The 23,329-nt window shown below is 65.1% G+C and carries 20 protein-coding genes; 7 read left to right on the top strand and 13 right to left on the bottom strand.

Annotation, left to right across the window (positions count from 1 at the left end):
• The first annotated feature begins 228 nt into the window (after nt 1-228).
• Together AC1RCS_RS03275 and AC1RCS_RS03270 are read left to right on the top strand one after the other, a co-directional pair.
• Nucleotides 229-2,109 carry a hypothetical protein gene (locus tag AC1RCS_RS03275; protein ID WP_492244274.1) on the top strand — a complete coding sequence of 627 codons (1,881 nt, stop codon included), beginning with the start codon at nt 229-231 and terminating at the stop codon, nt 2,107-2,109.
• A 103-nt stretch (nt 2,110-2,212) separates the two neighbouring features.
• Nucleotides 2,213-4,693: a DUF7657 domain-containing protein gene (locus AC1RCS_RS03270; RefSeq protein ID WP_492244273.1), complete on the top strand. Its 2,481-nt coding sequence runs from the start codon at nt 2,213-2,215 to the stop codon at nt 4,691-4,693.
• Nucleotides 4,694-4,727: 34 nt separating this feature from the next.
• Here AC1RCS_RS03270 and rfbC read toward each other — a convergent pair whose 3' ends face one another.
• The 5 genes from rfbC to AC1RCS_RS03245 form a co-directional block, all read right to left on the bottom strand.
• On the bottom strand, nt 4,728-5,276 hold the full coding sequence (rfbC, locus tag AC1RCS_RS03265) for a dTDP-4-dehydrorhamnose 3,5-epimerase (protein WP_492244272.1): 549 nt from the start codon (nt 5,274-5,276) through the stop codon (nt 4,728-4,730).
• A gap of 10 nt (nt 5,277-5,286) precedes the next feature.
• Nucleotides 5,287-6,171, bottom strand: a complete 885-nt coding sequence (gene rfbA, locus AC1RCS_RS03260) for a glucose-1-phosphate thymidylyltransferase RfbA (RefSeq protein WP_492244271.1) — start codon at nt 6,169-6,171, stop codon at nt 5,287-5,289.
• 14 nt (nt 6,172-6,185) lie between these two features.
• The gene (rfbD, locus tag AC1RCS_RS03255) at nt 6,186-7,076 is read right to left on the bottom strand and encodes a dTDP-4-dehydrorhamnose reductase (RefSeq protein WP_492244270.1); all 891 of its coding nucleotides are present in this window, start codon (nt 7,074-7,076) and stop codon (nt 6,186-6,188) included.
• On the bottom strand, nt 7,073-8,167 hold the full coding sequence (gene rfbB, locus AC1RCS_RS03250; RefSeq protein ID WP_218293180.1) for a dTDP-glucose 4,6-dehydratase: 1,095 nt from the start codon (nt 8,165-8,167) through the stop codon (nt 7,073-7,075). The genes rfbD and rfbB overlap by 4 nt, the downstream gene beginning before the upstream one ends.
• A 111-nt stretch (nt 8,168-8,278) precedes the next feature.
• Entirely contained in the window at nt 8,279-10,267 is a 1,989-nt protein-coding gene (locus tag AC1RCS_RS03245; protein ID WP_492244269.1) for an SDR family oxidoreductase, read from the bottom strand.
• Nucleotides 10,268-10,494: 227 nt separating this feature from the next.
• Between AC1RCS_RS03245 and AC1RCS_RS03240 the strand changes: the two genes are divergently transcribed.
• From AC1RCS_RS03240 to AC1RCS_RS03230, 3 genes are all read left to right on the top strand, one after another.
• Nucleotides 10,495-11,097, top strand: coding sequence for a phasin family protein (locus AC1RCS_RS03240; protein ID WP_218293178.1), 603 nt, complete (start codon nt 10,495-10,497; stop codon nt 11,095-11,097).
• A 248-nt stretch (nt 11,098-11,345) separates the two neighbouring features.
• Nucleotides 11,346-12,008, top strand: coding sequence for a TetR/AcrR family transcriptional regulator (locus AC1RCS_RS03235; protein WP_218293177.1), 663 nt, complete (start codon nt 11,346-11,348; stop codon nt 12,006-12,008).
• Between the two features lie 79 nt (nt 12,009-12,087).
• Nucleotides 12,088-12,861: a tetratricopeptide repeat protein gene (locus AC1RCS_RS03230; protein ID WP_218293176.1), complete on the top strand. Its 774-nt coding sequence runs from the start codon at nt 12,088-12,090 to the stop codon at nt 12,859-12,861.
• Nucleotides 12,862-12,960: 99 nt separating this feature from the next.
• Here the strand turns inward: AC1RCS_RS03230 and AC1RCS_RS03225 are convergent, their stop codons facing one another.
• Nucleotides 12,961-13,728, bottom strand: coding sequence for a type III pantothenate kinase (locus tag AC1RCS_RS03225; protein ID WP_218293175.1), 768 nt, complete (start codon nt 13,726-13,728; stop codon nt 12,961-12,963).
• 177 nt (nt 13,729-13,905) lie between these two features.
• Here AC1RCS_RS03225 and lysM point away from each other — a divergent pair, with 177 nt between their 5' ends.
• On the top strand, nt 13,906-14,388 hold the full coding sequence (gene lysM, locus AC1RCS_RS03220; protein ID WP_218293174.1) for a peptidoglycan-binding protein LysM: 483 nt from the start codon (nt 13,906-13,908) through the stop codon (nt 14,386-14,388).
• A gap of 87 nt (nt 14,389-14,475) precedes the next feature.
• Here the strand turns inward: lysM and AC1RCS_RS03215 are convergent, their stop codons facing one another.
• The 7 genes from AC1RCS_RS03215 to AC1RCS_RS03185 all read right to left on the bottom strand — a co-directional run bounded on the left by AC1RCS_RS03215 (nt 14,476) and on the right by AC1RCS_RS03185 (nt 22,214).
• Nucleotides 14,476-14,892: a rhodanese-like domain-containing protein gene (locus AC1RCS_RS03215; protein ID WP_218340516.1), complete on the bottom strand. Its 417-nt coding sequence runs from the start codon at nt 14,890-14,892 to the stop codon at nt 14,476-14,478.
• 71 nt (nt 14,893-14,963) lie between these two features.
• A complete protein-coding gene (locus tag AC1RCS_RS03210; protein ID WP_492244498.1) occupies nt 14,964-15,941 on the bottom strand; it encodes a M48 family metallopeptidase in 978 nt (325 codons plus the stop codon).
• 164 nt (nt 15,942-16,105) lie between these two features.
• Nucleotides 16,106-16,852, bottom strand: coding sequence for a lysophospholipid acyltransferase family protein (locus AC1RCS_RS03205; RefSeq protein WP_218293171.1), 747 nt, complete (start codon nt 16,850-16,852; stop codon nt 16,106-16,108).
• A 64-nt stretch (nt 16,853-16,916) separates the two neighbouring features.
• On the bottom strand, nt 16,917-17,531 hold the full coding sequence (gene gmhB / locus AC1RCS_RS03200) for a D-glycero-beta-D-manno-heptose 1,7-bisphosphate 7-phosphatase (RefSeq protein WP_492244268.1): 615 nt from the start codon (nt 17,529-17,531) through the stop codon (nt 16,917-16,919).
• A 52-nt stretch (nt 17,532-17,583) separates the two neighbouring features.
• Complete coding sequence (glyS, locus tag AC1RCS_RS03195) at nt 17,584-19,755, bottom strand: glycine--tRNA ligase subunit beta (RefSeq protein ID WP_492244267.1); 2,172 nt, start codon at nt 19,753-19,755, stop codon at nt 17,584-17,586.
• A gap of 22 nt (nt 19,756-19,777) precedes the next feature.
• Entirely contained in the window at nt 19,778-20,683 is a 906-nt protein-coding gene (gene glyQ / locus AC1RCS_RS03190; protein ID WP_056413984.1) for a glycine--tRNA ligase subunit alpha, read from the bottom strand.
• Between the two features lie 460 nt (nt 20,684-21,143).
• Complete coding sequence (locus AC1RCS_RS03185; protein WP_492244266.1) at nt 21,144-22,214, bottom strand: type II asparaginase; 1,071 nt, start codon at nt 22,212-22,214, stop codon at nt 21,144-21,146.
• 169 nt (nt 22,215-22,383) lie between these two features.
• Between AC1RCS_RS03185 and AC1RCS_RS03180 the strand changes: the two genes are divergently transcribed.
• A complete protein-coding gene (locus tag AC1RCS_RS03180; RefSeq protein ID WP_492244265.1) occupies nt 22,384-23,289 on the top strand; it encodes a LysR family transcriptional regulator in 906 nt (301 codons plus the stop codon).
• Nucleotides 23,290-23,329 lie beyond the last annotated feature (40 nt).

Raw genomic sequence — 23,329 nt, 5'->3', positions numbered from 1 at the left:
AGAGCCCAGGATGACTGCCAAGGGGTGGCGGAGGCTCCCGCAGGAGCTACCATTTTCATAGCAAAAAGTGCCTACAATCAGGCCTTGCGCGTGTGCCTCGTTAAAAACCTCCAACCTCCGGAGGTTCCTGCCGGCGCTCCAAAACTCACGGCTGTCACATAAGATTGCCCCCGCCGCTTCGGCATAGCCACAAGGCTTTTCGATTCGCATTCCTTTGTCTGTCATCCCATGAACTGGCGCCGTCTTCGCAACGCATCCTCGTTTGCCACGCTGATTTCAGCTGCAGGGGTGCTGGTGGCGGGGGCATGGGGATGGTCTTTCCATTCCCGCGTCAGTACTTCCATTCCCCAGCCGGCGACGATGTTCCTGGCCCCCATGATCGGCGTGATGGAGGCTTGCATCCTCCTGGAGGACAAACCCTACCCGGTGGGGTCACGGCAAAGCAAATGCACCAATGGCAATGGCTCAGCAGCGGCATTGATCGAATCCACCCTCCTGGAATTGCATCCGGATTCTGCGGTCAAGCCGCCCTATGCGCTAGGGTACACCTTGCCGATACCGCTCCTGCAGTTGTTTCGCAAGACGGCAGGGCAATGGAGCATCGACCAGACTGTTGTGTCCCGCCTTGTTCGGACGGTGAAAGATATGGATCGCCCAACCGTTCTGTATTTTTTCTCCACGCATTTTGGCAGCGGAAACGATCTGGAGAGAGAGTTGGGTGCAGACCCCGCCAACCTCGCATACACACAGGATGGTCCGTTGCATTCGGACACCTACTATGGCTCAGCCATTCACAACTGGACATTTGCCACGACTCAAACACCGGTGACAGCCAAACGCATACAGGCTGCCAAGGCTGTGATCGCCGAGATTTGCCGGCTTGAACCTGCTGACAGGGCAAAAATCAGGGCAGTGACGCTACTGGGCGAGTTGCACCACCTGTTTCCTGATTTTGAATCCGGGATGGGTTTCCGCCAGCCCTATCGGATTACGGACTACCGCCCGGAGTCCGCTGCCGGGTTTCAACGCTTTCTCCGCCAGCACTTCCGCGATGTCAAGGAGCTGAACAAGTCCATCGATGCATCCTATCCATCGTTCGAAGCCGTACAGCCTCCTTCCCGGGACATTCGCAAAGAACACCTATCCCAATACACCGAGCACATCGATGCCTATGCCCACGGGAGCTTGCCCATAACGGGGTGGGCCCACATAGAGCAAGCAGGCAACGCCGGGCCTGCGTGGGTGCATGTCTTTCGCAACGGAGAATTCATCGGCAAGCGCCCTGTCAGCCTGGGCCGGCAGGACGTACTGCAGGCCCTGCCGGAACTGGGCGACGCCAACACGGGCTGGCAATTGGACATGGACTTCAGATCCCTGCCCCCGGGGGAGTACCGGATTGATGTGATGCTGGAGGGCAGAGACACCCCCTTGATGCACATCGGGACACGCACCATCCTGATCCAGGCCAGAGACGGCCGCCCTCCTGCAGCACTGCCGCAAAAACCCCTGCCTGCCAGCAGCCCTCCCACCACGCGAACACGGTCACACGTTGATCAACCGCTTGATCGAGCCAACTACTACTACAACCCCCTGGTTCTTCTCTGGCACGCCTTCCGCGCCCAGCAGGTCACGGAGTACATCCGCTTCTTTGACCAGGTGTTCGAGGATTCATGCCTCGCAGGAACGGCACGTTACACCCATCAGATCATCCCCTTCACAAATGCTGGCTGGGATGTAACCAAGTTCGCGATCGAACCTTCACTGCTCTATACGGCGCCCGTTCGCCTGGGAGTCAGCCTGTATGGAGAACCCACTTATGGCAACTCCTTTATCGACTGGTATGCCCGCTCTCCTCGCAGGCGCTATGGCGTGACGGAATTCCACCCGCTGAAAAACATGGACAACCGCGCACTTCGCAAGGCCCTGGACATGCATGCCAGTCATGGTGCAGATTTTCTGTCGTTCTTTCTCGAACCCCGGTGGGACGGCGAACTGGTGCCGCGCAAACACAATATCTTTTCCCTGGCCCCTGAAAATCATCAGTCCGGCTCCGATGGACTTTACCGGTCCATGCAAGAGGTGCTCAACGGAGGCGGGGCGGAAAAATGAATGCCCCATCTGGCTTTCAAAGGGCAATGCCCCTCGCGGCCATTGGCCTGCCCCCCCTTTCGATTCCTGAACAATGCGTCTCCGACATATTTCATTCTTGCTAATGCTGTTGCTGATGTGGGGTTGCGTCCAGGCGCAGCAGCCGACGGGATATGGCAATGTGGACTCCGTGGAGTACCTTGCGAAAGAACACGAGCTACAAATATCGGGATGGGCTGCATCGGACAAACAGAATGTATTTGCCACCAATGTCATCGTCGCCCTCGACGATGACATGGTCTATCGAGGCCGGATGCAGCGGTTTGAGCGCCCGGACGTGGCCCGCGCCTACGGACGCGCCGAGTGGATCGGCTCGGGATTTGTTGTTCGGGTGCAGCTTCCTGACCGCGTCCACGGCACGAACAAGGCGTTGAGCGTGCGGGTGCGCCTGGGCAACGGGGATATCTTTCCTCTGAGCATTCCTTCAACACTCAAGCAAGTTGCATTGCCTGCCAAGCCGTCGCCCTCGGCTGCGATCAAAGCGATGATTGTCGCGGGCTTGCTGCTGCCACTGGCTGGATTGCTTGGCTCGCCGAGACTGTCGTCCGCCATCTCCGCTCGCCGGCCGTCAACAAGGAGCATTCACCCCAGCATGGCGTTCTATGGAAGCGTCGCACTCTCCTTCGCCATGCTGGTCGGAGCGGGCAGCACTGGATCTTCCTTGCCTCTGCTTTTTGAAGGCTCTGAAATCGCTCAACAAAATGGGCAGCCCTGGCTAGGGGAGAACCGGGGCATCCGAAGCGATGAATGGGAAGTCATCACGCCCCTGGCAATCAGTCAGCTCACCCACTCGCCGCCTTTTCCGGTCATCAACAGGAATCAGGGAGAAGAAGGACAAAACTCGCTCATTACCGGCATGACCGGTCTCCCGGCGGCCCACGTATCCACCCTCTCCAAACCTGCAACCTGGGGCTTCTTTTTTCTGGACCTCAGGCGCGCGCTGGCCTGGTACTGGTGGATGCCTATTTTTGGCTGCTTTGCCGCGCTGCACGGAGTCCTCACGCGCATGTTGGGCGTGGGCCAGGTCGCTGCGGCGGGTCTTGCAGTTGCATTCACCTTCGCTCCGTATTCAGTGGGATTCTCCGCGTGGCCGGCCTATACCGCTTTTTTTCCGCTGCTGGCAATGCTCCTGGCGGCACACATACTCAGCAGGGCCTCCAGCCTTGTGACAGCCACGGTCAGCGCGGTGGTTCTCGGGCTGGCACTCGGCGGATTCGCCTTGGTGCTCTACCCCCCTTGGCAAATTTCACTCGCCACGCTTTTCCTTTTGTTCTTTGCGTCATGGATCTGGGTGCATCGCGCCCAGATCCGCTGGGGATGGGCTCAATGGCTGGCGCTTGCAACTGCGATGCTGGTAGCCACCATCATCCTTGGGCTGTGGTGGCGTGATGCCAGCCCCGCCATTGAGGCCATCCGTGCCACGGTGTACCCGGGACGGCGCGTGCTGGAGGTGGGAGGGGACATCGATCCATGGTTCCTGCTCAAGGGGATGTTCACCCCCCTCACCATGTACCAGACCAACGCGGCGATGGATCCCGCAGACGCCAGTTCGTACGTCCTGTTTCCCATCGCTTTTTGCCTTGCAGCAATCTGGGCATCCTGGAGACGCAGGACGACGGCCTGGATCAGCGGGGCATTGGTGCTCTACACGGGACTCGTGCTGGCATACATGTTCATTGGATCCACGCCAGCGATCGCCCGCTGGACACTCTGGGGATCAGTGACCAGCTATCGACTGGATTTGGCACTCGGAATGGCACAGACCCTGCTCTGGGGGTGGCTGCTGGCGCCCTGCCAGACCGAGCGCCCGCCAGCCGCTCCGATGAATTCACACACGCATGCGCGACAGGGAGTCGCGCTTTCGGCCGCGCTCTTCACACTGGTGCTTGGCTTTTGGCTTCATTCGCTCATGCCGCCAGCGATAGCACACTCCATCACAACACCCATGCTTTGGGCCTTCATGCTGATGTCTGGCCTCGCGACATACCTGGTCCTCGTCCAGCGCCACACCTTTGCACTGTCGCTTGTCTGCGGCTGGAGCCTGATCGCCGCGTTGCCATTCAATCCCCTCTCTATCGCGCCCAAGCAGATTACGGTGGCACCCGCACTCATCCAGGCCCTTCGCGAACCTGATCCGCACGCATCCACTGGCAAGGGAAAAGGAACCGCTGTTATCGACGAGCGCACTTGGTCCCTCATTTTGCCCATGGCAAACGAAGCCGTCGCCAACAGCGTTTTCTACGCCCCTCCGGCCACCCTTTGGCAAAGGCTGGATCCACAGGGAATCCACGCCACAATCCACAACAGATACCAACGCCTGTTCGTGCGTTTGGATGGGACGCCTGTCGGACCGGGAGGCTATGCCATCAACTCCCCTCGACTGGACGAAGTGGTCCTGACGCTGGACGCTGCGACTTTCGATTTCCGATTGCTGGGGGTACGCAACGTTCTGAGCCCGTTAAAACACCAGGAGGCACTGAGCAGGAACAAGGGGCTGGAACAAGTCGCTGAATCCACGCAGTGGATTGTCATGAGGGTGAAGTGAGGGGGCATGTCACCTCAGCACACCCTGCACCAGGCTACGCCGACCCGAGATCCGCGTCGCGAAAAAGCTGCCCGCGCTGGTCCTTGTCGGAAAGTACCGGCGCTTGTTCGACGGGCCAGTGGATCCCGAGGTCCGGATCGTTCCAGACAATGCACCGCTCGTGCTGCGGAGCATAGTAGTCCGTGGTCTTGTACAAAAATTCTGCACTGTCGCTGAGCACCAAAAACCCGTGGGCAAACCCCGGCGGCACCCACAGCTGGTGGTGATTTTCCGCGCTCAGCACCTCCCCCACCCACATTCCAAATGAGCGGGAGCCTTTGCGAATATCAACCGCCACGTCAAACACGGCACCGTGCACCACCCGGACCAATTTACCTTGAGGCTGCTGTACCTGGTAATGCAACCCCCGAAGCACGCCCTTGGCACTGCGGCTATGGTTGTCCTGAACAAACTGGTGCTGTGTACCCGTCGCCTCGTTGAAGGCGCGCTGGTTGAAACTTTCAAGAAAAAACCCTCTCGCATCGCCAAAGACCTTGGGCTCGATAAGAAAGACTTCGGGAATCGCCAGGGGTGTTGCTTGCATAGAAAGGCTGTCAGTAGACTTTTTCTTTGAGAAGGTGCAGGAGATACTGACCATAGCCACTTTTCGTGAGGGGCCGGGCCATTTGCTCCAATTGGGCGCTGTCAATCCACTGCGACCGCCACGCGATCTCCTCAGGACAAGCTATCTTCAGCCCCTGGCGATGCTCCAAGGTAGCAATGAACTGCCCCGCCTCCAACAAGCTTTCATGGGTTCCCGTATCCAGCCACGCATAACCTCGCCCCATGATCTCGACGTTCAGCGCCCCTTGCTCCAGATAGAGGCGGTTCAAGTCCGTGATCTCATACTCCCCTCGTGAGGACGGCTTGAGTGCCCTGGCCATTTCAACGACCTTGTTGTCGTAAAAATAGAGGCCTGTTACGGCGTAGCTGGACTTGGGCACCTGCGGTTTTTCTTCCAGCGACAGCACCTTGCCCAGCGCATCGAACTCGGCCACTCCGTAACGCTCGGGGTCGTGGACGTGATAAGCAAACACGCTGGCCCCCTCCGCGCGGTCCATGGCGTTGCCTAACAACTCGTGGAAATCGTGACCATAGAAAATGTTGTCCCCCAGCACCAAGGCGCTGGGCGAATCCCCCAGGAACTCCTCGCCGATGAGAAATGCCTGCGCCAAACCATCAGGGCTGGGCTGCACCGCATACGACAGGCGAATTCCCCACTGGCTGCCATCACCGAGCAACTGCGCAAAGCGCGGGGTGTCTTGAGGAGTACTGATAACCAGAATGTCACGGATTCCCGCCAGCATCAACGTGCTCAACGGGTAGTAGATCATGGGCTTGTCATACACCGGCAGCAACTGCTTGCTGATGGCCAAGGTGGCCGGGTGCAACCGGGTACCAGACCCTCCGGCGAGGATGATGCCTTTGCGTGCCGTCATGGGAATGAATGTGTTCAAAGAATCTCGGTGAGCATGCGCGCCACGCCCGTCTGCCAATGCGGCAGCGTCAGGCCGAAGGTGTCGCGCAGTTTTGTAGTATCCAGGCGCGAGTTGTTCGGGCGCATGGCTGGCGTGGGAAAGGCGCTGGTCGGCACGGGCGCAATCTCTTTGGCAACGATCCTCGCGCCCACAGGGTGTTGGGCAGCCACCGTCAACACGTACTTCGCGTATTCGTTCCAGTTCGTCTCGCCGGCCGCCACGCAGTGGTAGAGCCCGGCGTCCTGCGGGCGCTGCTGCAGGTGGCGCAGTGCATGGGCGGTCACATCCGCCAGCAGGTCCGCGCCGGTGGGGGCTCCCCACTGGTCATCGATGACGGTCAGGCGATCGCGCTCCTGGGCCAGGCGCAGCATGGTCTTGGCGAAGTTGCCGCCGCGCGCGGCGTAGACCCAGCTGGTGCGCAGGATCAGGTGCTTGGCACCGGCCTCTGCGATCAGCTGCTCGCCTTCGAGCTTGGTGCGGCCGTAGACGCTCAACGGGGCAGGCGCATCGGTCTCCACCCAGGGGCGGCGGCCGCTGCCGTCGAACACATAGTCGGTGCTGTAGTGCACCAGCCAGGCGCCCAGCCGCGCAGCCTCCTGCGCGATGGCGCCGGGAGTGGTGGCATTGAGCGTGCGCGCAAAGTCGGCCTCGCTCTCGGCCCTGTCCACGGCGGTATGGGCCGCGGCATTGACGATGACGTCGGGGCGCAGGGCGCGCACCGTGTCGACCACCCCCGCCGGGTTGGCAAAGTCGCCGCAGTGGTCGGTGCTGTCATGGTCCAGGGCCGTCACCGTGCCCAGCAAGGACAGGCTGCGCTGCAGCTCCCACCCGACCTGGCCGCCCTTGCCAAAGAGCAGGATGTTCATGCGCTGGCGTCCGCGACGGCAGCGGCTGGTGCCTCCTGCGCGTACTGGGTCTGCACCCAGTCGCGGTAGGCACCGGTCTGCACGCTGGCCACCCAGTCGGCATGCTCCAGGTACCACTGCACCGTCTTGCGGATGCCGGTGTCGAAGGTTTCGGCAGGCTTCCAGCCCAGCTCGCGCTCGATCTTGCGCGCGTCGATCGCGTAGCGGCGGTCGTGGCCGGGGCGGTCCTTCACATAGGTGATCTGGGAGCGGTAGCTCTGGCCGTCGGCACGGGGGCGCAGCTCGTCGAGCAGCGCACACACCATGTTCACGATCTCGATGTTGGGTTTCTCGTTCCAGCCGCCCACGTTGTAGGTCTCGCCGGGGGCGCCGGCTTCGAGCACGCGGCGGATGGCGCTGCAGTGGTCCTTCACGTACAGCCAGTCGCGCACCTGCATGCCGTCGCCATACACGGGCAGGTTCTTGCCCGCCAGGGCGTTCACGATCATCAGCGGGATCAGCTTCTCGGGGAAGTGATAGGGACCGTAGTTGTTGCTGCAGTTGGTGGTGAGCACCGGCAGGCCGTAGGTGTGGTGCCAGGCGCGCACCAGGTGGTCGCTGGCGGCCTTGCTGGCGCTGTAGGGGCTGTTGGGCTCGAAGCCGCGTGTCTCGGCGAAGGCCGGGTCGGTGGGGGCCAGCGATCCGTACACCTCGTCGGTGGACACATGCAGGAAGCGGAAAGCCGCGCGCTCGCCCTCGGGCAGCGCGCTCCAGTGGGCGCGCACGGCCTCCAGCAGGCGGAACGATCCCACGATGTTGGTCTGGATGAAGTCTTCCGGCCCGTGGATGGAGCGGTCCACATGCGACTCGGCCGCGAAATTGACCACGGCGCGGGGCTTGTGTTCGGCCAGCAGGCGGGCCACCAGGGCGGTGTCGCCGATATCGCCCTGCACGAAGATGTGGCGCGCATCACCCTGAACACTGTCCAGGTTGTGCAGATTGCCAGCGTAGGTGAGCTTGTCGAGGTTGACCACGGGCTCGCTGGAGACAGCAAGCCAGTCAAGAACGAAGTTGGCGCCAATGAAACCCGCGCCGCCAGTAACCAGAATCATAGGGAGGGCTGTGTGAAATGCCAGCTCGGCAGAACCCGCGATTATCCCACCCTGCCCGGCCACCAGGTAACAGAGTTCAACGCATGGGCATCTGCGCGGGCCGGACGGTCGTCAGAAGTGGATGCCGCGCATCATCTGCTGCAGCGCCACCGCCTCGGCCGACAGCTGCGGCTTGGCGCCCTTGTCACCCTTGGCGGCGGCGGTGGAATCCGGGAACATGCGAAAGCTGGTGTTCATCGTGATCTGCGCCACGCGGGGCACCAGCGCATGCAGCAGCTGGCCGGTGATGCCCAGGCGCGTGGCGATGCGCACCGGCTTGAAGATGCAGGCCTGGGCGATCATGTCGGCCGCCTCCTCGGGGCTCAGCGTGGGCACGTTGTTGTAGATCTTGGTGGGCGCGATCATGGGCGTGCGCACCAGCGGCATGTTGATGGTGGTGAAGGTGATGCCCTGGTCGGCGAACTCGCTCGATGCGCAGCGTGTCCAGGCATCCAGCGCCGCCTTGCTGGCCACATAGGCCGAAAAGCGCGGCGCGTTGGTCAGCACGCCGATGGAGCTGATGTTGACCACATGGCCCTTGCGCTTGGCCACCATGCCGGGCAGAAAGCCCATGGTCACGCGCAGGCAGCCGAAGTAGTTGAGCTGCATGGTGCGCTCGTAGTCGTGGAAGCGGTCGTAGCTCGACTCGATGGCACGGCGGATGGAGCGGCCCGCGTTGTTGATCAGGAAGTCCACGCCGCCGTGGTTGTCGATCAGCAGTTGCACGAAGCGGTCGCAATCGGCCATGTCGGCGATGTCGGCCGAATACGCGATGAAGGCGTAGCCCTTGGCCTTGGCCTCCGCGCACGCCTCGTCGAGCTTGTCCTGGTCACGCCCGCAAATGATGGTGGTCGCACCCGCCTCGGCGAACTTGTGCGCCGCCGCCAGGCCGATGCCCGAAGACCCCCCGGTGATCAGCACGACCTTGCCCGCCACCGTGCCCTTGAGCGTGCGGTCGATGAACAGCTCGGGATCAAGATTGCGCTCCCAGTAGTCCCACAGGCGCCAGGCGTAGTCCTTGAGGTTGGGGCAGGTCACGCCCGAGCCCTTGAGCGCCGCCAGCGTTTCGCGGCAGTCAAAGCGCGTGGGGTAGTTCACGAAGGTGAGCATGTCCTCGGGCAGGCCCAGGTCCTTCATGACGGCATTGCGCACGCGGCGCACGGGCGCCAGGGCCATCAGGCTTTTCTTGATGCTCTTGGGGATGAAGCCGAGCAGCGCGGCGTTGACGAACAGGTTCATGCGCGGCGCATGCGCGGCGCGGCTGAAGATGTCGAGCACATCGCCCACGCGGTAGCCGACCGGGTCCACCAGATGGAAGCACTTCTTGCCGATGTCCTTCTGGTGGCTGATGACGTTGAGCGCGTTCACCACGAAGTCCACCGGCACGATGTTCACGCGCCCGCCCTCCAGGCCCACGGTGGGCATCCAGGGCGGCAGCAGCTGGCGCAGGCGCTGGATGAGCTTGAAGAAGTAGTAGGGGCCGTCGATCTTGTCCATCTCGCCGGTCGTGCTGTCGCCCACCACCATGGCGGGGCGGTACACCGTCCAGGGCACCTTGCAGTCCTGGCGCACGATCTTCTCGCTCTCGTGCTTGGTCTGGAAGTACGGGTGGTCCAGGCCCTCGGCCTCCTCGAACATGTCCTCGCGGAACACGCCTTCATACAGGCCCGCGGCAGCGATGGACGAGACGTGGTGGAAGTGCCCGGCATCGATGGCCTTGGCCAGATCGACCGTGTTGCGCGTGCCCTCGATGTTCACGGCGACCTGGGTTTCCTCGTCCGCGGAGAGGTCATACACGGCGGCCAGGTGGTAGAAGTGGTCGATCTGCCCCTTGAGCTTCTTGACGTCTTCCGCAGCCACACCCAGCTTCTTCGCGGTGAGGTCGCCAAACACGGGAATGGCGCGCGTGGCACCCACGCCCCAGAACCTGCGCAGGTCGGCCACCTTGTCCGCGCTTTCCTTGCGGAGCAGGAAATGCACCACCGCGCCCTTGCGCTCCAGCAGCTTCTTGACCAGCCGCTTGCCAATGAAACCCGTTGCCCCCGTCACGAAATACTGCATGGAAAACTCCTGTGAGATAGCTTCATTCTTGCCCAAGGCCTGCGCGCACCGATTCAGCAGAAACCCGCGCCGATCCTAGGGCCCGCAGCCCGGCGCGGGCTAGACGGCACGCTCTACATTTTTAGGAGCGCGCGCCTACACCTTGCGCGCCGCGCGGCGTACAGTGCGGCCATGCGTCAGAGGCAATCCGCCCTGGCAAACCCACCCAACCGCACAACGGAGGCCCCATGGTCAAGAAACTGCAGAAACTCAGCGCCGACAAGAAAAAGAGCAACGCCCAACTGTCCAGCACCGTCAAGGACTCCGCCCAGCAGATCTGGCTGGCGGGCCTGGGCGCCTTCTCCAAGGCGCAGGAAGAAGGCGGCCGGGTGTTCGAAGCCCTGGTCAAGGAAGGCCTGACCATCCAGCGCAAGACCCAGGCCGTGGCCGAGGAAAAGATCACCGAGGCCACCAGCCGCGTGACCACCATGGCCAGCGACATCGGCTCCAAGGCCCAGGGCCAGTGGGACAAGCTCGAGAACATCTTTGAAGACCGCGTCGCCAAGGCCCTGTCCAAGCTGGGCGTGCCATCGGCCCGCGACCTGCAGGCACTGAGCGCCCGCGTGGATGCACTGGCCAAGGGCGGCAAGGCAGCCCCCGCCAAGGCCGCAGCTGCCGCAAAGCCCGCCGCCAAGGCCCCGGCCAAGAAGGCCCCCGCGAAAAAGGCGGCCCCTGCCAAGGCGGCTGCAAAGCCCGCCGCCAAGGCCGCTCCGGCCAAGAAGGCCGCCGCCAAGAAGCCTGCCGCACGCGCGGCAGCCGACACCGGCGCCAACACCCCATCGGGCAGCTGATTGCACATCAGGCAGGCGGCAGGCAACACCACCGTGCCGCCCCTGAAAAAAAGCGGCCAACGCGCGAGAGCGTGTTGGCCGCTTTTTTTGGCCGGAGCCCACTCCCTCGCGCCAGGCCGCCCACGGCAGGGACGCAGCGGCGCTGATATGCAGGCGCGATGCCGCAGTGCAGCATTTCTGTGTCGGTTAGAGTAACCACCAGAGACATCGAAACAACGACGCAAAACGACGCGAAGGGGCCCGCACACATGGTGAAGAAAGCGCCACGCCGCACCGCAGAACGCATTCTGGAAGTGACGCTGGACCTGTTCAACCGGTTCGGCGAACCCAACGTCTCCACCACCCTGATTTCCGCCGAGCTGCGCATCAGCCCGGGCAACCTCTACTACCACTATCCCGCCAAGGATGAGCTGATCAACGCGCTGTTCGACCGCTACGAACGCTCGCTCACCGAACTCCTCACGGCCAGTGACGGCGTGCGCAATGTGGAGGATGCCTGGTTCTTCATGCACACGCTGTTCGAGCTGATCTGGCAGTACCGCTTCCTGTACCGCGACCTGAACGACCTGCTGTCCAAGAACCGGCGCCTGGAAACCCACTTCCAGGCCATCCTCAAGAACAAGACCCGGGCCGTGCGCGCCATGCTCGATGGCATGGGCCGCGCGGACAGCCTGCACATCGACTCGCGCGAGCTGGAAGCCACCGCCACCAGCATGGTGGTGGTGCTGACCTACTGGCTGAGCTTCGAGTACGTGCGCGACCCGCGCCGCGCGCTGGAGCCTGAAAGCGCCCAGGCCGCGCTCCTGCGCGGCGCCCACCATGTGCTGAACCTGCTCATGCCCTACCTCGAAAGCAGCCAGCGGGCCCACCTGCTGGAGCTGGTGGGCGCTTACGCCGCTGCGCCGGGATAGGCGCAGACAGCAAGCACCCGCCTCACGGCAGCACGACAGGGCAACCCCCCTCCCACAAGAACTTCAGGAGACACACACCATGGCCAAATGGACCCCCTTCCCCCACGCAGGCGACTATGCGTTCGACGCCGCGAGCGTCAAGAAGCACTGGGCCCGGCTGCACAGCGGCGATGCCGAGCCCTGCCCCAAGGACACCGCGGTGCTCGAAGCCTGGGCGATGTTCCACAACGGCGACTTCGAGAAGGCAGCGGCGGCCGGCCTGGCGGCCGGCGGCCCTGGCATCACGGTGGCCAACAAGGCAGCCTCCATCTACGCCAACTACCTGGAGCAAAGGGAAAAGACCCGGCTCGACCTCTTCACCCAGGTGGCGGAGCGCGCCGAGGCGCAGGCCGCTGCGGAGCCCGGCAACGCCAATGCCTGGTACTGGCACGCCTACGCGCTGGGCCGCTACAGCCAGGGCATCAGCGTGGCCAAGGCGCTGGCGCAGGGCCTGGGCGGCAAGGTGAAGGAATCGCTGGAAAAGGCCATCGCGCTGTCGCCCAAGCACGCCGATGCACGCATCGCGCTGGGCGCATTCCATGCCGAGGTGATCGACAAGGTGGGCTCGCTGATTGGCGGCATGACCTACGGCGCGAAGAAGGACACCGGACTCAAGCTGTTCCAGGAAGCCCTCAAGCTCAACCCCGGCTCGGCCATCTGCATGATCGAATACGCCAACGCCCTGGTCATGCTCGAAGGCGACAAGAAGATGAAGGAAGCCACCGGGTTCTACGAAAAGGCCGCCGCCAGCGAACCCGCCGATGCGATGGAGCGCCTGGACGTGGAGATGGCGCGCGCCGAACTGGAAGATTGAATTCGGAACACCCCCTGGCCTGGCCGCGCCCGTCCTGAAAATCCAGGACCGCCCGTGGCGCCGCGGAATGCGGCCGGGCCGCGAAGTCCGCGCTCCAGGTCAGCCGGCAAAGCGGCGCAAGGCAATCTCCAGCAGGCCGTCGAAGATCAGGTTGTCCACCAGTTCGAAAGGGCGCGTCATGCTGGGCGCCATCTTCCAGCCCGCGCCGCCGGTCATCAGGCACGCCGGCTCCTCGCCGCAGTGCTGGATGACGTGCTGCACCATGCGCTCCACGGCCCCCGCGATCGCATAGGTGCCGCCGCTGGTGAGGGCATCGCTGGTGTTGGTGGGAAACATGCGCACCTCGCCCGTGGGCACGTGCAGCCCGGCGGTCCCGGACTCCAGCGCGCGCAGCATGATGCCGTGGCCCGGCAGGATGAGCCCGCCCATGAACCGGCCCTCGGTGTCGATGCACTCCACCGTGACCGCCGTGCCCACCATGACGACCACCAACGGCCGCGCCGGGCCCTGGCGCAGCACATGGTGGCGCGCACCGACCATGGCGACCCACCGGTCGGAGCCCAGGCGCGAGGGATGGTCGTAGCCGTTGGCAAGGCCTGCCTCCTGCGCCGACGACACCACCCACGAGGGCTCGACGTTCCAGATCTCCATCTGCTCCTCGACCCGGCGCTTGACGGCGTCGCCCGCCACCACGCACCCCAGCATGCGCTGGGGGTGCGGCAAGGGCGCCCAGCTGCCCTCGGCCAGGCGGTCGATGTGATCCAGAAACTCGGCGCCATGCGCCAGCAGCGCAGCCCCGGGGCGGGGAGCGTCGTACAACGCCCATTTGAGACGGGTGTTGCCGACGTCGATGGCCAGAAATGTCATGCGGGGGATTATCCCGAGTTTTGCGGCGCCCCCGCGTACCCGCGGCGACAGGCGCCGGCGGCGGGATGGCGCGGAAAGAATGTCAAAAATCGTTTCGCGCGCCTGTGCGACACACCAGCGCCACGCTTTGCACGCTACAGTGGTCGTTCCTGTTTCTGCAACTTTAGGAGGTACGACATGGGTCTTTTCAGTTTCATCAAGGAAGCCGGCGAAAAGCTGTTCGGCGGCAAGGAGGCCCAGGCAGCCACGGCCGCTGCGCCCACGCAGGATGAACTCAATGCCAAGGCGGCCAAGGCCATCGAGACCTACATCGCGGCCCAGAACCTGGGCGCCAGCAACGTGCAGGTGGCGTTCGACGGCACGCAGGGCAAGGTCACCGTGAAGGGCACCGCCCCCACGCAAGGCGCCAAGGAAAAAGTCACCCTGTGCTGCGGGAACGTGGCCAGCGTGACCAGCGTCGAGAACCTGATGGAAGTGACCAATCCCGAGCCCGAAGCCCAGTACCACGACGTGGTGCGCGGCGACACGCTCAGCGCCATCGCCAAGAAGTTCTATGGCGACGCCAACAAGTACCCCGCGATCTTCGAGGCCAACAAGCCCATGCTGACCCATCCCGACAAGATCTACCCCGGCCAGAAGCTGCGCATTCCGCCGCTTTGAGCAGGGCAAGACGTCCTGACGGGCAAGCGGGCCACCAGGCCCGCTTTTTTTTGGGCGCGCCCATCGCGCGCACCGGCGGGTCGTCTCTCAGTTCTGCCGCCAGGGCAGCCCGTGAAAGCGCCAGCCGCCCTTCCTGCCGCGCTGGCCCTGGGCGTCGGCATCTCCCTCGAAACCTTCCAGGATGTTGTAGGCCGTGAAGCCGAGTTCGGTGGCGCGCCGCGCCGCGGCGATGGAGCGCACGCCGCTGCGGCACAGCATCACCAGCGTGGCGCCGGCGGGTGCGGCCGCGCGCAGCTGGGTGTCGAATCCGGCGTTCAGGGCCATGCCTGGCCACTGCTTCCAGGCCACGGCGGCGCCCCCGGGCACCTGTCCCACCCATTCGCGTTCGGCGTCGCTGCGCACGTCCACCAGCACGGCCTGGCCGGCCTGCATCCACTGCCAGGCCTGCTGCGGCGTGACATCGCCCGCGTAGCCTTCGGCGGGAGTGATCGTTGGGATGGTCATCAGCTAGCTCCTTTCATCTCGGTTAACCGGTCCACGGGACGGGCCCACGGCCCGCCACAGGGGCGAATGCGTCACTCCCACAACGGAGCGGGTTCATCGCGCAGGCGGCTGCGCAGCACCGCGTAGTCGGGCACCACGGTGGCCACGGTGTCCCAGAAGCGCGGGCTGTGGTCCATCACGCGCAGGTGGGCCAGCTCGTGCGCCACCACATAGTCGATGATGGCCGGGCGGTAGTGCAGCAGGCGCCAGTTCAGGCGGATGGAGCCGTCGGCCTTGGCACTGCCCCAGCGGGTCTGCGCGCTGGACAGGCGCAGGCTGGCCCAGCGCACCCCCAACAGCGGGGCGAAGTGGTCCAGCCGCGCGGTGAAGTGGCGGCGTGCATCGCGCATGAGCCAGGCCTGCACAGCGTCGCGGATCTGAGCGGCGCTGGCACTGTGGGGCAGGCCGATGTGCAGGCTGCGGGCGACTGCGATGCCCTCTTCCCCGGCCGAGGGCGGCACGGACGGCACCAGCGCCCCGCCCCTGCCGGCAAAGCCATGGCTTGGGTCCAGCACCACCGTGAGCGGCTCGCCCAGGTACGGCAGCACCGCGCCATGGGCCCAGAGGATGCGGCCGCCCTCCATGCGCTGTTGGCGCTCGCGGGCCTCCGACAGCTTGCGCAGGATCCAGTCCGACTTGTCGCGCAGCGCGGCGTCCACCGCCGAAAGGGTCACCCAGCTGGGCGCGCGCACGGACAGGCCATCCGCGCCCACGGTGAAGCCGATGGTGCGTCGCCGCGCGCGCTGCAGCGCATAGGCGACCACGGCGTCGCCCAGCAGCACTTCGCGGCTGGCCTGCGGGTGGCGGAACTCGGCCGGGGACAGCAGGGACGGCAAGGGCACCGCCGGTGCCGCAGGCCTGCTTGCTATCGTTCTAGGAGCTACCGGCGCTTGATCATTCTGCGCCAGCGGCGCTCCAGGCTTGAAACCTGAAGCCTGCACCGCCGATGCCGCAACCGGTGCGGCCGGCGGGTCGAAAAGGTCGAGCGCCAATTGCACAAGCCGGTGCATGGAATCAATAGCTCCCCAGCGACGAGCAGCCATCCAGAGCATCCGGCACCGGCGCTTCCCAGGCCAGCGGCCGCCGCGCCAGGGCCGCCCCGCCACGCTGGCGGCGCCTTGCCGGCATGCGCTGGTGGCGCCCTCGCGCAGCGCGGCACTTCAGGAGAAGCAGCTCAGGGGGTGTTCTCATAGGCCTCGGGGTCCAGGCGGCGCATCTCGGCCTCGATCCAGGCCTCGACCTCGCGCATCAGCTCGTCGGGCTGGCGGCCCACGCTGGAAATGGGTTTGCCGATGGACACGTCCACCACGCCGGGCCGCTTGATGAAGGCCTTGCGCGGCCAGACCTTGGCCGAGGTCACGGCGATGGGCACCACGGGCGCGCCGGTGTCGATGGCCAGGCGCGTGCCCCCGGTCTTGTAGTTGCCCTTGCGCCCGCGCTCGATGCGCGTGCCCTCGGGGAACATGATGATCCAGATGCCCTTGGCCAGCAGGTCCTTGCCCTGCTGCACCACCTTGTTGAACGCCTGCGTGCGCTGGTTGCGGTCGATGTGGATCATGTCCAGGCGGCCAATCGCCCAGCCAAAGAAGGGAACGTAGAGCAGCTCCTTCTTGAACACGTAGGCCAGCGGGCGCGGCATGATCGTGGGCATGAGGAAGGTTTCGTACGTGGACTGGTGCTTGACCAGCAGCACGGCCCCGGCGTTCTCGCCCTGCGGGAGGTTTTCCATGCCGGTCACATGGGCGCGGACGCCCAGGATCACCCGGGCACCGCTGATGCACAGCGACAGCCATGCCCGTGCGATGCGGTACAGCGGCCCTCCGCGCACGCCCAGCAGGGTGCCCAGCATGATGGCCAGCGCATAGGGCACGACGGTGATGCCCATCCAGAGAAGGTGAATGACGGAACGGATAAAAGCCATTTTTAGGAGTTTTCGGCTGCCAGCGCTTGATCATCAAGCGCTGGCAGCTATTAAATTAATAGCATCAAGACGATGGGGCACTGCCTTGCAGGGGCAGGGGAATGGCCGCCAGCGCTGCCGCCGGCACCTGCACCGCGGGCAGCAGCTGGTCCACGAAATCCCCCAGGCTGGCGTGCACCAGCGTGCCCGCCGGAATGCCCGCCGGCAGCGGCCCGCCGGGGTGCACCTGGGCCGACTGCCCCGTGCACACCAGGTGCAGCTGCGCGCCCAGCGCGGCGCCGGCCTGCAGATGGGCGGCACAGCTGCCCACCACCCGCACGTCCTGCCGCTCCACGCCATAGCGGTCGCTGATCTGCTCCAGCAGGCCCGGGGCGGGCTTGCGGCAGGCGCACTCCTCGTCGGCCGCGTGCGGGCAGTAGAACACCGCGTCGATGCGCCCCCCCACGGCGGCCACCTGCCGGTGCATCTTGGTATGGATGGCATTGAGGGCCACCACGTCGAACAGCCCCCGGCCCAGCCCCGGCTGGTTGGTCGCCACCACCACATGCCAGCCGGCATGGTTCAGGCGCGCGATGGCTTCGAGCGCGCCCGGCACGGCGGTCCACTCGTCGGCGGAGGTGATGTAGTCCTCCCCCAGCGGGTTGAGAGTGCCGTCGCGGTCGAGGATGGCGAGTTTCATGGGGCTTGGTTACCTTGTGAGAATCGCCAGCCTATCAGCTTGGGCCATCCGGTCAAACGGCCAGGCGCGAGAGGTCGGCCACGCGGTTCATCGCGTTGTGCAGCATCTTGAGCAGGCCCAGGCGGTTCATCCGCACATCCAGCTGCTCGGCGTTGACCATCACGTCGTCGAAGAACGCATCCACCGGCGCGCGCAGCACGGCCAGGGTTTGCAGGCTGGCGGTGTAGTCGCCCGCGTCGAACTGGGCATTGGCCTCGGGCACGAAGCGCTGCAGCGCGGCGTACAGGTCCTGCTCGGCCTTTTCCTGCAGCAGGTCGGGGTTCACGTGGGCATCCACCGGGCCCTCGACCTCGGCCTTTTTCAGGATGTTGCCCACGCGCTTGTTGGCCGCGGCCAGGGCCGGGCTTTCGGGCAGCGCGGCAAAGGCGCGCACGGCCGCCAGTTGCTTTTCGACCAGGGCCAGGCGCTGCGGGCGCAGGGCCATGACGGCGTCGACCTCCTGCGCGCGGTAGCCCTGCTCGCGCAGGCTGCCGGCGAGGCGGTCGTAGATGAAGTCGGCAAGTTGCGCGGATGCGTCGGTGATCTTGTCGCCAAAGGCGGGCACCGCACCGGCGAGCAGGTCGTTGAGCTGCAGCGGCAGGTCTTTTTCGACCAGCATGCGGATCACGCCCAGCGCATGGCGGCGCAGCGCGAACGGGTCGCGGTCGCCGGTGGGCAGGTTGCCGATGCCGAACATGCCCACCAGGGTTTCGAGCTTGTCGGCCAGCGCCACCACCACACCGGCGGTGTTGCGCGGCAGCGTGTCGCCCGCAAAGCGGGGCTTGTAGTGGTCTTCGATGGCGTGGGCCACGGTCTCGCCCAGGCCGTCGTTCAGGGCGTAGTAACCGCCCATGATGCCCTGCAGCTCGGGGAACTCGCCCACCATGTCGGTGACGAGGTCGGTCTTGGCGAGTTGTGCGGCCGTATCAACAGCAAGTTCAAGCGCAGGGCCCTGCACCTCAGGAGAGCCGTAGCTTGGGGAAAGCGCTTTAGCAATCGCCTTGGCAATGGCCCGCACCCGCTCAACCCGCTCACCTTGCGTGCCTAGCTTGTTGTGATAGACCACCTTGCCGAGGCCTTCGACGCGCGAGGCCAGGGTCTTCTTGCGGTCCTGGTCGAAGAAGAACTTCGCGTCGGCCAGGCGCGGGCGCACCACGCGCTCGTTGCCGCCGGTCACGAAGCTCGTGTCTTCGGGGCTGATGTTGCTCACCACCAGGAACTTGTGGGTGAGCTTGCCCGCGGCGTCCAGCAGCGGAAAGTACTTCTGGTTGGCCTTCATCGTGAGGATCAGGCACTCCTGCGGCACGTCGAGGAATTCGGTCTCGAACGAGCAGGTGACCACGTTGGGGCGCTCGACCAGCGCGGTCACTTCGTCGAGCAGCGCCTCGTCTTCAATGGGGCGCGCGCCGTTGCCCACCTGGGCGGCGGCCGCGGCCAGCTGGCGGGCGATCTCGGCCTTGCGCTCGGCAAAGGAGGCGATCACGGCGCCGTCTTTTCGCAGCGTGGCGGCATAGCTGTCGGCGTCTGCCAGCACCACGGGCGACACGGCGGCTTCAAACCGGTGGCCCTGCGTGCTGTTGCCCGCCGACAGGCCCAGCGCCTTCACCGGCACCACGGTGCTGCCGTGCAGCGCGACCAGGCCGTGCGCGGGGCGCACGAAGTTCACGCTGGTCCAGCCGGGCAGTTCGCAGTCGGTCTCGAGCTGGTAGCTCATGACCTTGGGGATGGGCAGCTTGGCAATCGCCTCCTGCAGCGCTTTCTGCAGGCCGTCCTGCAGCGTCGCGCCGGGCACCACGCTGTCGTAGAACAGGGCCTCGGCCTTGCCGTCCTGCGCGCGCTTGAGCGCCGCCACGGCAGCCGCCGGGTCGGACACATCCGCACCCAGGGCCTGCAGCTTTTTGAGCAGCGCCGGGCTGGCGTTGCCGCTGGCGTCGAGCCCCACGGTCACGGGCATGAGCTTTTGCTGCACGGCCTTGTCAGCCGCCTTGCCGGCCACGCCGGTCACATGCGCGGCCAGGCGGCGGGGCGATGCAAAGGGCGTGACCACGGACGCTGCCGTGGCCAGCCCCTGCGCCTTGAGCTGGTCGCCCAGCACGGTGGCAAAGGCATCGCCCAGCTTTTGCAGCGCCTTGGGCGGCAGCTCTTCGACAAACAGTTCTACGAGAAGGTTTTGGGTCGTCGTCATGTTCTTGTTCTCTTTCGTCCGCTCAGGCTGCCTTCTTGGCCATTTGCTCCACCCACTCGCGCGGTGCCATGGGGAAGCCCAGGCGCTCGCGGCTCTCGTAGTAGCTCTGCGCCACGGCACGGGCCAGGTTGCGGATGCGGCCGATGTACGCAGCGCGTTCGGTCACGCTGATCGCGCCGCGCGCATCCAGCAGGTTGAAGCTGTGCGCAGCCTTGAGCACCTGTTCGTAGGCGGGCAGCGCCAGCTGCTGCTCCATCAGGTACTTGGCCTGCTTTTCGTGCGCGTTGAAGGCGGTGAACAGGAAGTCTGCGTCGCTGTGCTCGAAGTTGTAGGTGGACTGCTCCACCTCGTTTTGCTTGTACACGTCGCCGTAGCTCAGCGTGTCGGTCCACTTCAGGTTGTAGACGTTGTCCACGCCCTGCAGGTACATCGCCAGGCGCTCCAGGCCATAGGTGATTTCGCCCGTGGCGGGCTTGCAGTCGATGCCGCCGACCTGCTGGAAGTAGGTGAACTGCGTCACTTCCATGCCGTTGAGCCACACCTCCCAGCCCAGGCCCCAGGCGCCGAGCGTGGGGTTCTCCCAGTCGTCTTCGACAAAGCGGATGTCGTTCTTTTTCAGGTCGAAGCCCAGGGCTTCGAGCGAGCCCAGGTACAGCTCCAGGATGTTGGCCGGTGCGGGCTTGAGCACCACCTGGTACTGGTAGTAGTGCTGCAGGCGGTTGGGGTTCTCGCCGTAGCGGCCGTCCTTGGGGCGGCGGCTGGGCTGCACGTAGGCGGCCTTCCAGGGCTCGGGGCCGATGGCGCGCAGGAAGGTGGCGGTGTGCGATGTGCCGGCGCCCACTTCCATGTCATAGGGTTGCAAAAGGGCGCAACCCTGCGCGTCCCAGTAGGACTGCAGCTTCAAAATGATTTGCTGGAATGTCAACATGGCGTCTTTGGCTGAGGCACTGGCAAGCCAGGGCCGAGCAAGTAAGGGGAAAAAAAGAAGAAAAGGCGGTGCGGATGCCAGCCCCGGCGCCTGCCACCCAAAAGGTAGCAAGGACGGGCCTCGCGCGCGCAAACCAGTGATTTTACGGCGCGCAGCCGCACGTGCTGCGGCAGCGCCAGCAACATCGGCCCGCGCCCATGAAAAAAGGCCGGAGCCCTTTTGGAGCACCAGCCTTCCCAACCAGTCACGCAGGCTATAGCCCGTTGCGTACCAGTGACCACCTTTGCGGGTAGCCCGTCGGCGCACGTGTTGTGCGCCAAGTCAAATCAACCATCCATCGCACTGGCCGCTGCACCACCAAAGGGCGCGGCCTGTGCCAGCGCCCCCGCGCAAGGGCCGCCCCGCCGCGCTGGGGGCGTCCCCCTTCAGGGGGAAGGCGCGAAGCGCCTCAGGGGGTGCTTCAATACTCCCAGAAAATGCGCTGCAGTTCCTTGCTGTCATTGGTCTTGGTGAGCGCCACCATGGCAAGGATGCGGGCCTTTTGCGGACGCAGGTCATGCGCCACCACCCAGTCGTACTTGTCGTCGGGCTGCTCGGCGTTGCGCAGCACGAAACCGTCGGGCACGCGGGCCGAGCGCACGATCTGCACGCCCGCCGCACGCAGCGCCTTGAGCGAATCCACCGCCTGCGCGGCCACCGAGCCGTTGCCCGTGCCGGCGTGGATCAGCGCCTTCACGCCAGCCTTGCCGTAGGCCTCGATGCCCGTGGTGTTCATGTTGCCGTAGCCGTACACGATGTCCACGGCGGGCAGGGCCTGGATCTCGTCGATGTTGAACTCGGAATTGGCGGTGTGGCGCTTGACGGGCGCGCGGAACCAGTAGTTCTTGCCCTCCACCACCATGCCCAGCGGGCCCCACTGGCTCTTGAAGGCCTCGGTCTTGATGTTGATGGTCTTGCTCACGTCGCGGCCGCTCTGGATCTCGTCGTTCATGGTGACGAGCACGCCCTTGCCGGCGGCGTCCTTGCTGGCCGCCACGCTCACGGCGTCGTACAGGTTCAGCGCGCCGTCGGCCGACAGGGCCGTGCCGGGGCGCATGGAGCCGACCACGACGATGGGCTTGTTCGTGCGCACGACCAGGTTCAGGAAGTACGCGGTTTCTTCCAGGGTGTCGGTGCCGTGGGTGATGACGATGCCGTCCACGTCGGCCTGCTTGGACAGGGCCGAGACACGCTGGCCGAGCTTGAGCAGGTGCTCGTTGGTGAAGCTCTCGGAGGCGATCTGGAACACCTGCTCGCCCGAGACCTTGGCGACGCTGGCCAGCTCCGGCAGGCCCGCCAGCAGCTTGTCGACCGGCACCTTGGCCGCGGCGTAGGTGGCGCTGTTGGCGGCCGAGGCGCCCGCACCGGCGATGGTGCCGCCCGTGGCAAGCACCACGACATGGGGCTTGGCGGCCTGGGCCATGGCCACGGCCGAGGCGGCGGACAGCAGCAGGCCGGCCAGCCAGTGGTGCACGGGGGGGGAAATGCGCATGACAGAAATCTCCAGACAGTTGTTATGAAGAGGCGGCCAGCGGAATGCGCTGACAACCCGGCCGCTCGTTGGCGGTGCCGGATCGTATGAGAGAGTCACACACATCGTTAGGGAATAATCAGCCTCTTCTTGTGAATTTCACTCATACCCCTACCACCGGACCCTGGCCATGAACCTGCGGCAACTCGAGGTGTTCCAGGCCGTTCTGCAAACCGGCAACATGAGCGCCGCGGCGCGGCTGCTGTGCATCACGCCCTCGGCCGTGAGCAAGGCCGTGGCGCACACCGAGCTGCAGCTGGGCTACCGGCTGTTCGTGCGCACGCCGGCCGGCCTCACGCCCACGCCCGAGGCGCAGGTGCTGGCCACCGAGTCCACGGGCATCCACCGCCAGCTCGACGCCCTGCGCCGCACGGCGCGCAACCTGGGCACCAGCGACACGGGCGACGTGCGCCTGGCGGCCATCCCCTCGATCACGCACGAGTTCCTGCCCCTGGTGCTGCAGGAGCATGCGCTGCGCTACCCGCAGGTGGGCGTGGAAGTGCGCACCATCCACCAGGACCAGATGACGCAGGCCCTGCTCACGCGCAGCGTGGATTTCTGCCTGGGCTTCTACAAGCACCCGCACCCGCAGATCCGCAGCGATCTGCTGGTCAGCGGCCGCATGTACCTGGCGGTGGCGCAGTCCGTGTGGACGCGCGCGCCGCGCGCCGTGGCGCCCAGCGCCCGGCTGGCGCAGTTGCCGGTGATCCGCCTGGTGGGGGACGACCCCATGCGCCAGTCCATCGACGACCTCGCCCAGCGCCTGGGCACGCCCGCGGGGCCGGGCCTGCAGGTGCAGACCTCGCGCCTGGCGCTGGACCTGGTGCGCCGGGGCATGGGCTGGACGGTGATCGACTTTCTCACCGCCACCCAGCTCGACCCCGGGACCATGGTGGCGCTGGAGCTGCACGAGCTGCCGCCCATGTCGCTGTACTGCTACCACGCGCGCGCCCTGCCCCCCGGGCTGCAGGCCACGCGCATGCTGGCCATGCTGCCGGGGCTGCTGCACCGAGCCCTTTCGGCAAAGGCGGTATGAAAAAACCCGCCCATCCCTCGCAGGATGGCGGGTTGCGCTG

Source organism: Acidovorax sp. GW823-FHT01C06 (assembly GCF_058798375.1).
Note: the sequence above shows the minus strand (reverse complement) of the source record. Positions and strands in the feature narration are given on the sequence as shown.

What these genes read in the sequence shown, in the direction of transcription:
- AC1RCS_RS03215 (WP_218340516.1), bottom strand. Translation starts at nt 14,892, where the DNA reads ATGACCATCCCAACGATCACTCCCGCCGAAGGCTACGCGGGCGATGTC.
- gmhB (WP_492244268.1), bottom strand. Translation starts at nt 17,531, where the DNA reads ATGAAACTCGCCATCCTCGACCGCGACGGCACTCTCAACCCGCTGGGG.
- rfbA (WP_492244271.1), bottom strand. Translation starts at nt 6,171, where the DNA reads ATGACGGCACGCAAAGGCATCATCCTCGCCGGAGGGTCTGGTACCCGG.
- rfbD (WP_492244270.1), bottom strand. Translation starts at nt 7,076, where the DNA reads ATGAACATCCTGCTCTTTGGCAAGGGCGGCCAGGTCGGGTGGGAGCTG.
- AC1RCS_RS03225 (WP_218293175.1), bottom strand. Translation starts at nt 13,728, where the DNA reads ATGACATTTCTGGCCATCGACGTCGGCAACACCCGTCTCAAATGGGCG.
- AC1RCS_RS03270 (WP_492244273.1), top strand. Translation starts at nt 2,213, where the DNA reads ATGCTGTTGCTGATGTGGGGTTGCGTCCAGGCGCAGCAGCCGACGGGA.
- rfbC (WP_492244272.1), bottom strand. Translation starts at nt 5,276, where the DNA reads ATGCAAGCAACACCCCTGGCGATTCCCGAAGTCTTTCTTATCGAGCCC.
- AC1RCS_RS03205 (WP_218293171.1), bottom strand. Translation starts at nt 16,852, where the DNA reads ATGGCTTTTATCCGTTCCGTCATTCACCTTCTCTGGATGGGCATCACC.
- AC1RCS_RS03240 (WP_218293178.1), top strand. Translation starts at nt 10,495, where the DNA reads ATGGTCAAGAAACTGCAGAAACTCAGCGCCGACAAGAAAAAGAGCAAC.
- AC1RCS_RS03210 (WP_492244498.1), bottom strand. Translation starts at nt 15,941, where the DNA reads ATGCACCGGCTTGTGCAATTGGCGCTCGACCTTTTCGACCCGCCGGCC.
- lysM (WP_218293174.1), top strand. Translation starts at nt 13,906, where the DNA reads ATGGGTCTTTTCAGTTTCATCAAGGAAGCCGGCGAAAAGCTGTTCGGC.
- rfbB (WP_218293180.1), bottom strand. Translation starts at nt 8,167, where the DNA reads ATGATTCTGGTTACTGGCGGCGCGGGTTTCATTGGCGCCAACTTCGTT.
- AC1RCS_RS03185 (WP_492244266.1), bottom strand. Translation starts at nt 22,214, where the DNA reads ATGCGCATTTCCCCCCCCGTGCACCACTGGCTGGCCGGCCTGCTGCTG.
- AC1RCS_RS03245 (WP_492244269.1), bottom strand. Translation starts at nt 10,267, where the DNA reads ATGCAGTATTTCGTGACGGGGGCAACGGGTTTCATTGGCAAGCGGCTG.
- glyQ (WP_056413984.1), bottom strand. Translation starts at nt 20,683, where the DNA reads ATGTTGACATTCCAGCAAATCATTTTGAAGCTGCAGTCCTACTGGGAC.
- glyS (WP_492244267.1), bottom strand. Translation starts at nt 19,755, where the DNA reads ATGACGACGACCCAAAACCTTCTCGTAGAACTGTTTGTCGAAGAGCTG.
- AC1RCS_RS03235 (WP_218293177.1), top strand. Translation starts at nt 11,346, where the DNA reads ATGGTGAAGAAAGCGCCACGCCGCACCGCAGAACGCATTCTGGAAGTG.
- AC1RCS_RS03180 (WP_492244265.1), top strand. Translation starts at nt 22,384, where the DNA reads ATGAACCTGCGGCAACTCGAGGTGTTCCAGGCCGTTCTGCAAACCGGC.
- AC1RCS_RS03275 (WP_492244274.1), top strand. Translation starts at nt 229, where the DNA reads ATGAACTGGCGCCGTCTTCGCAACGCATCCTCGTTTGCCACGCTGATT.
- AC1RCS_RS03230 (WP_218293176.1), top strand. Translation starts at nt 12,088, where the DNA reads ATGGCCAAATGGACCCCCTTCCCCCACGCAGGCGACTATGCGTTCGAC.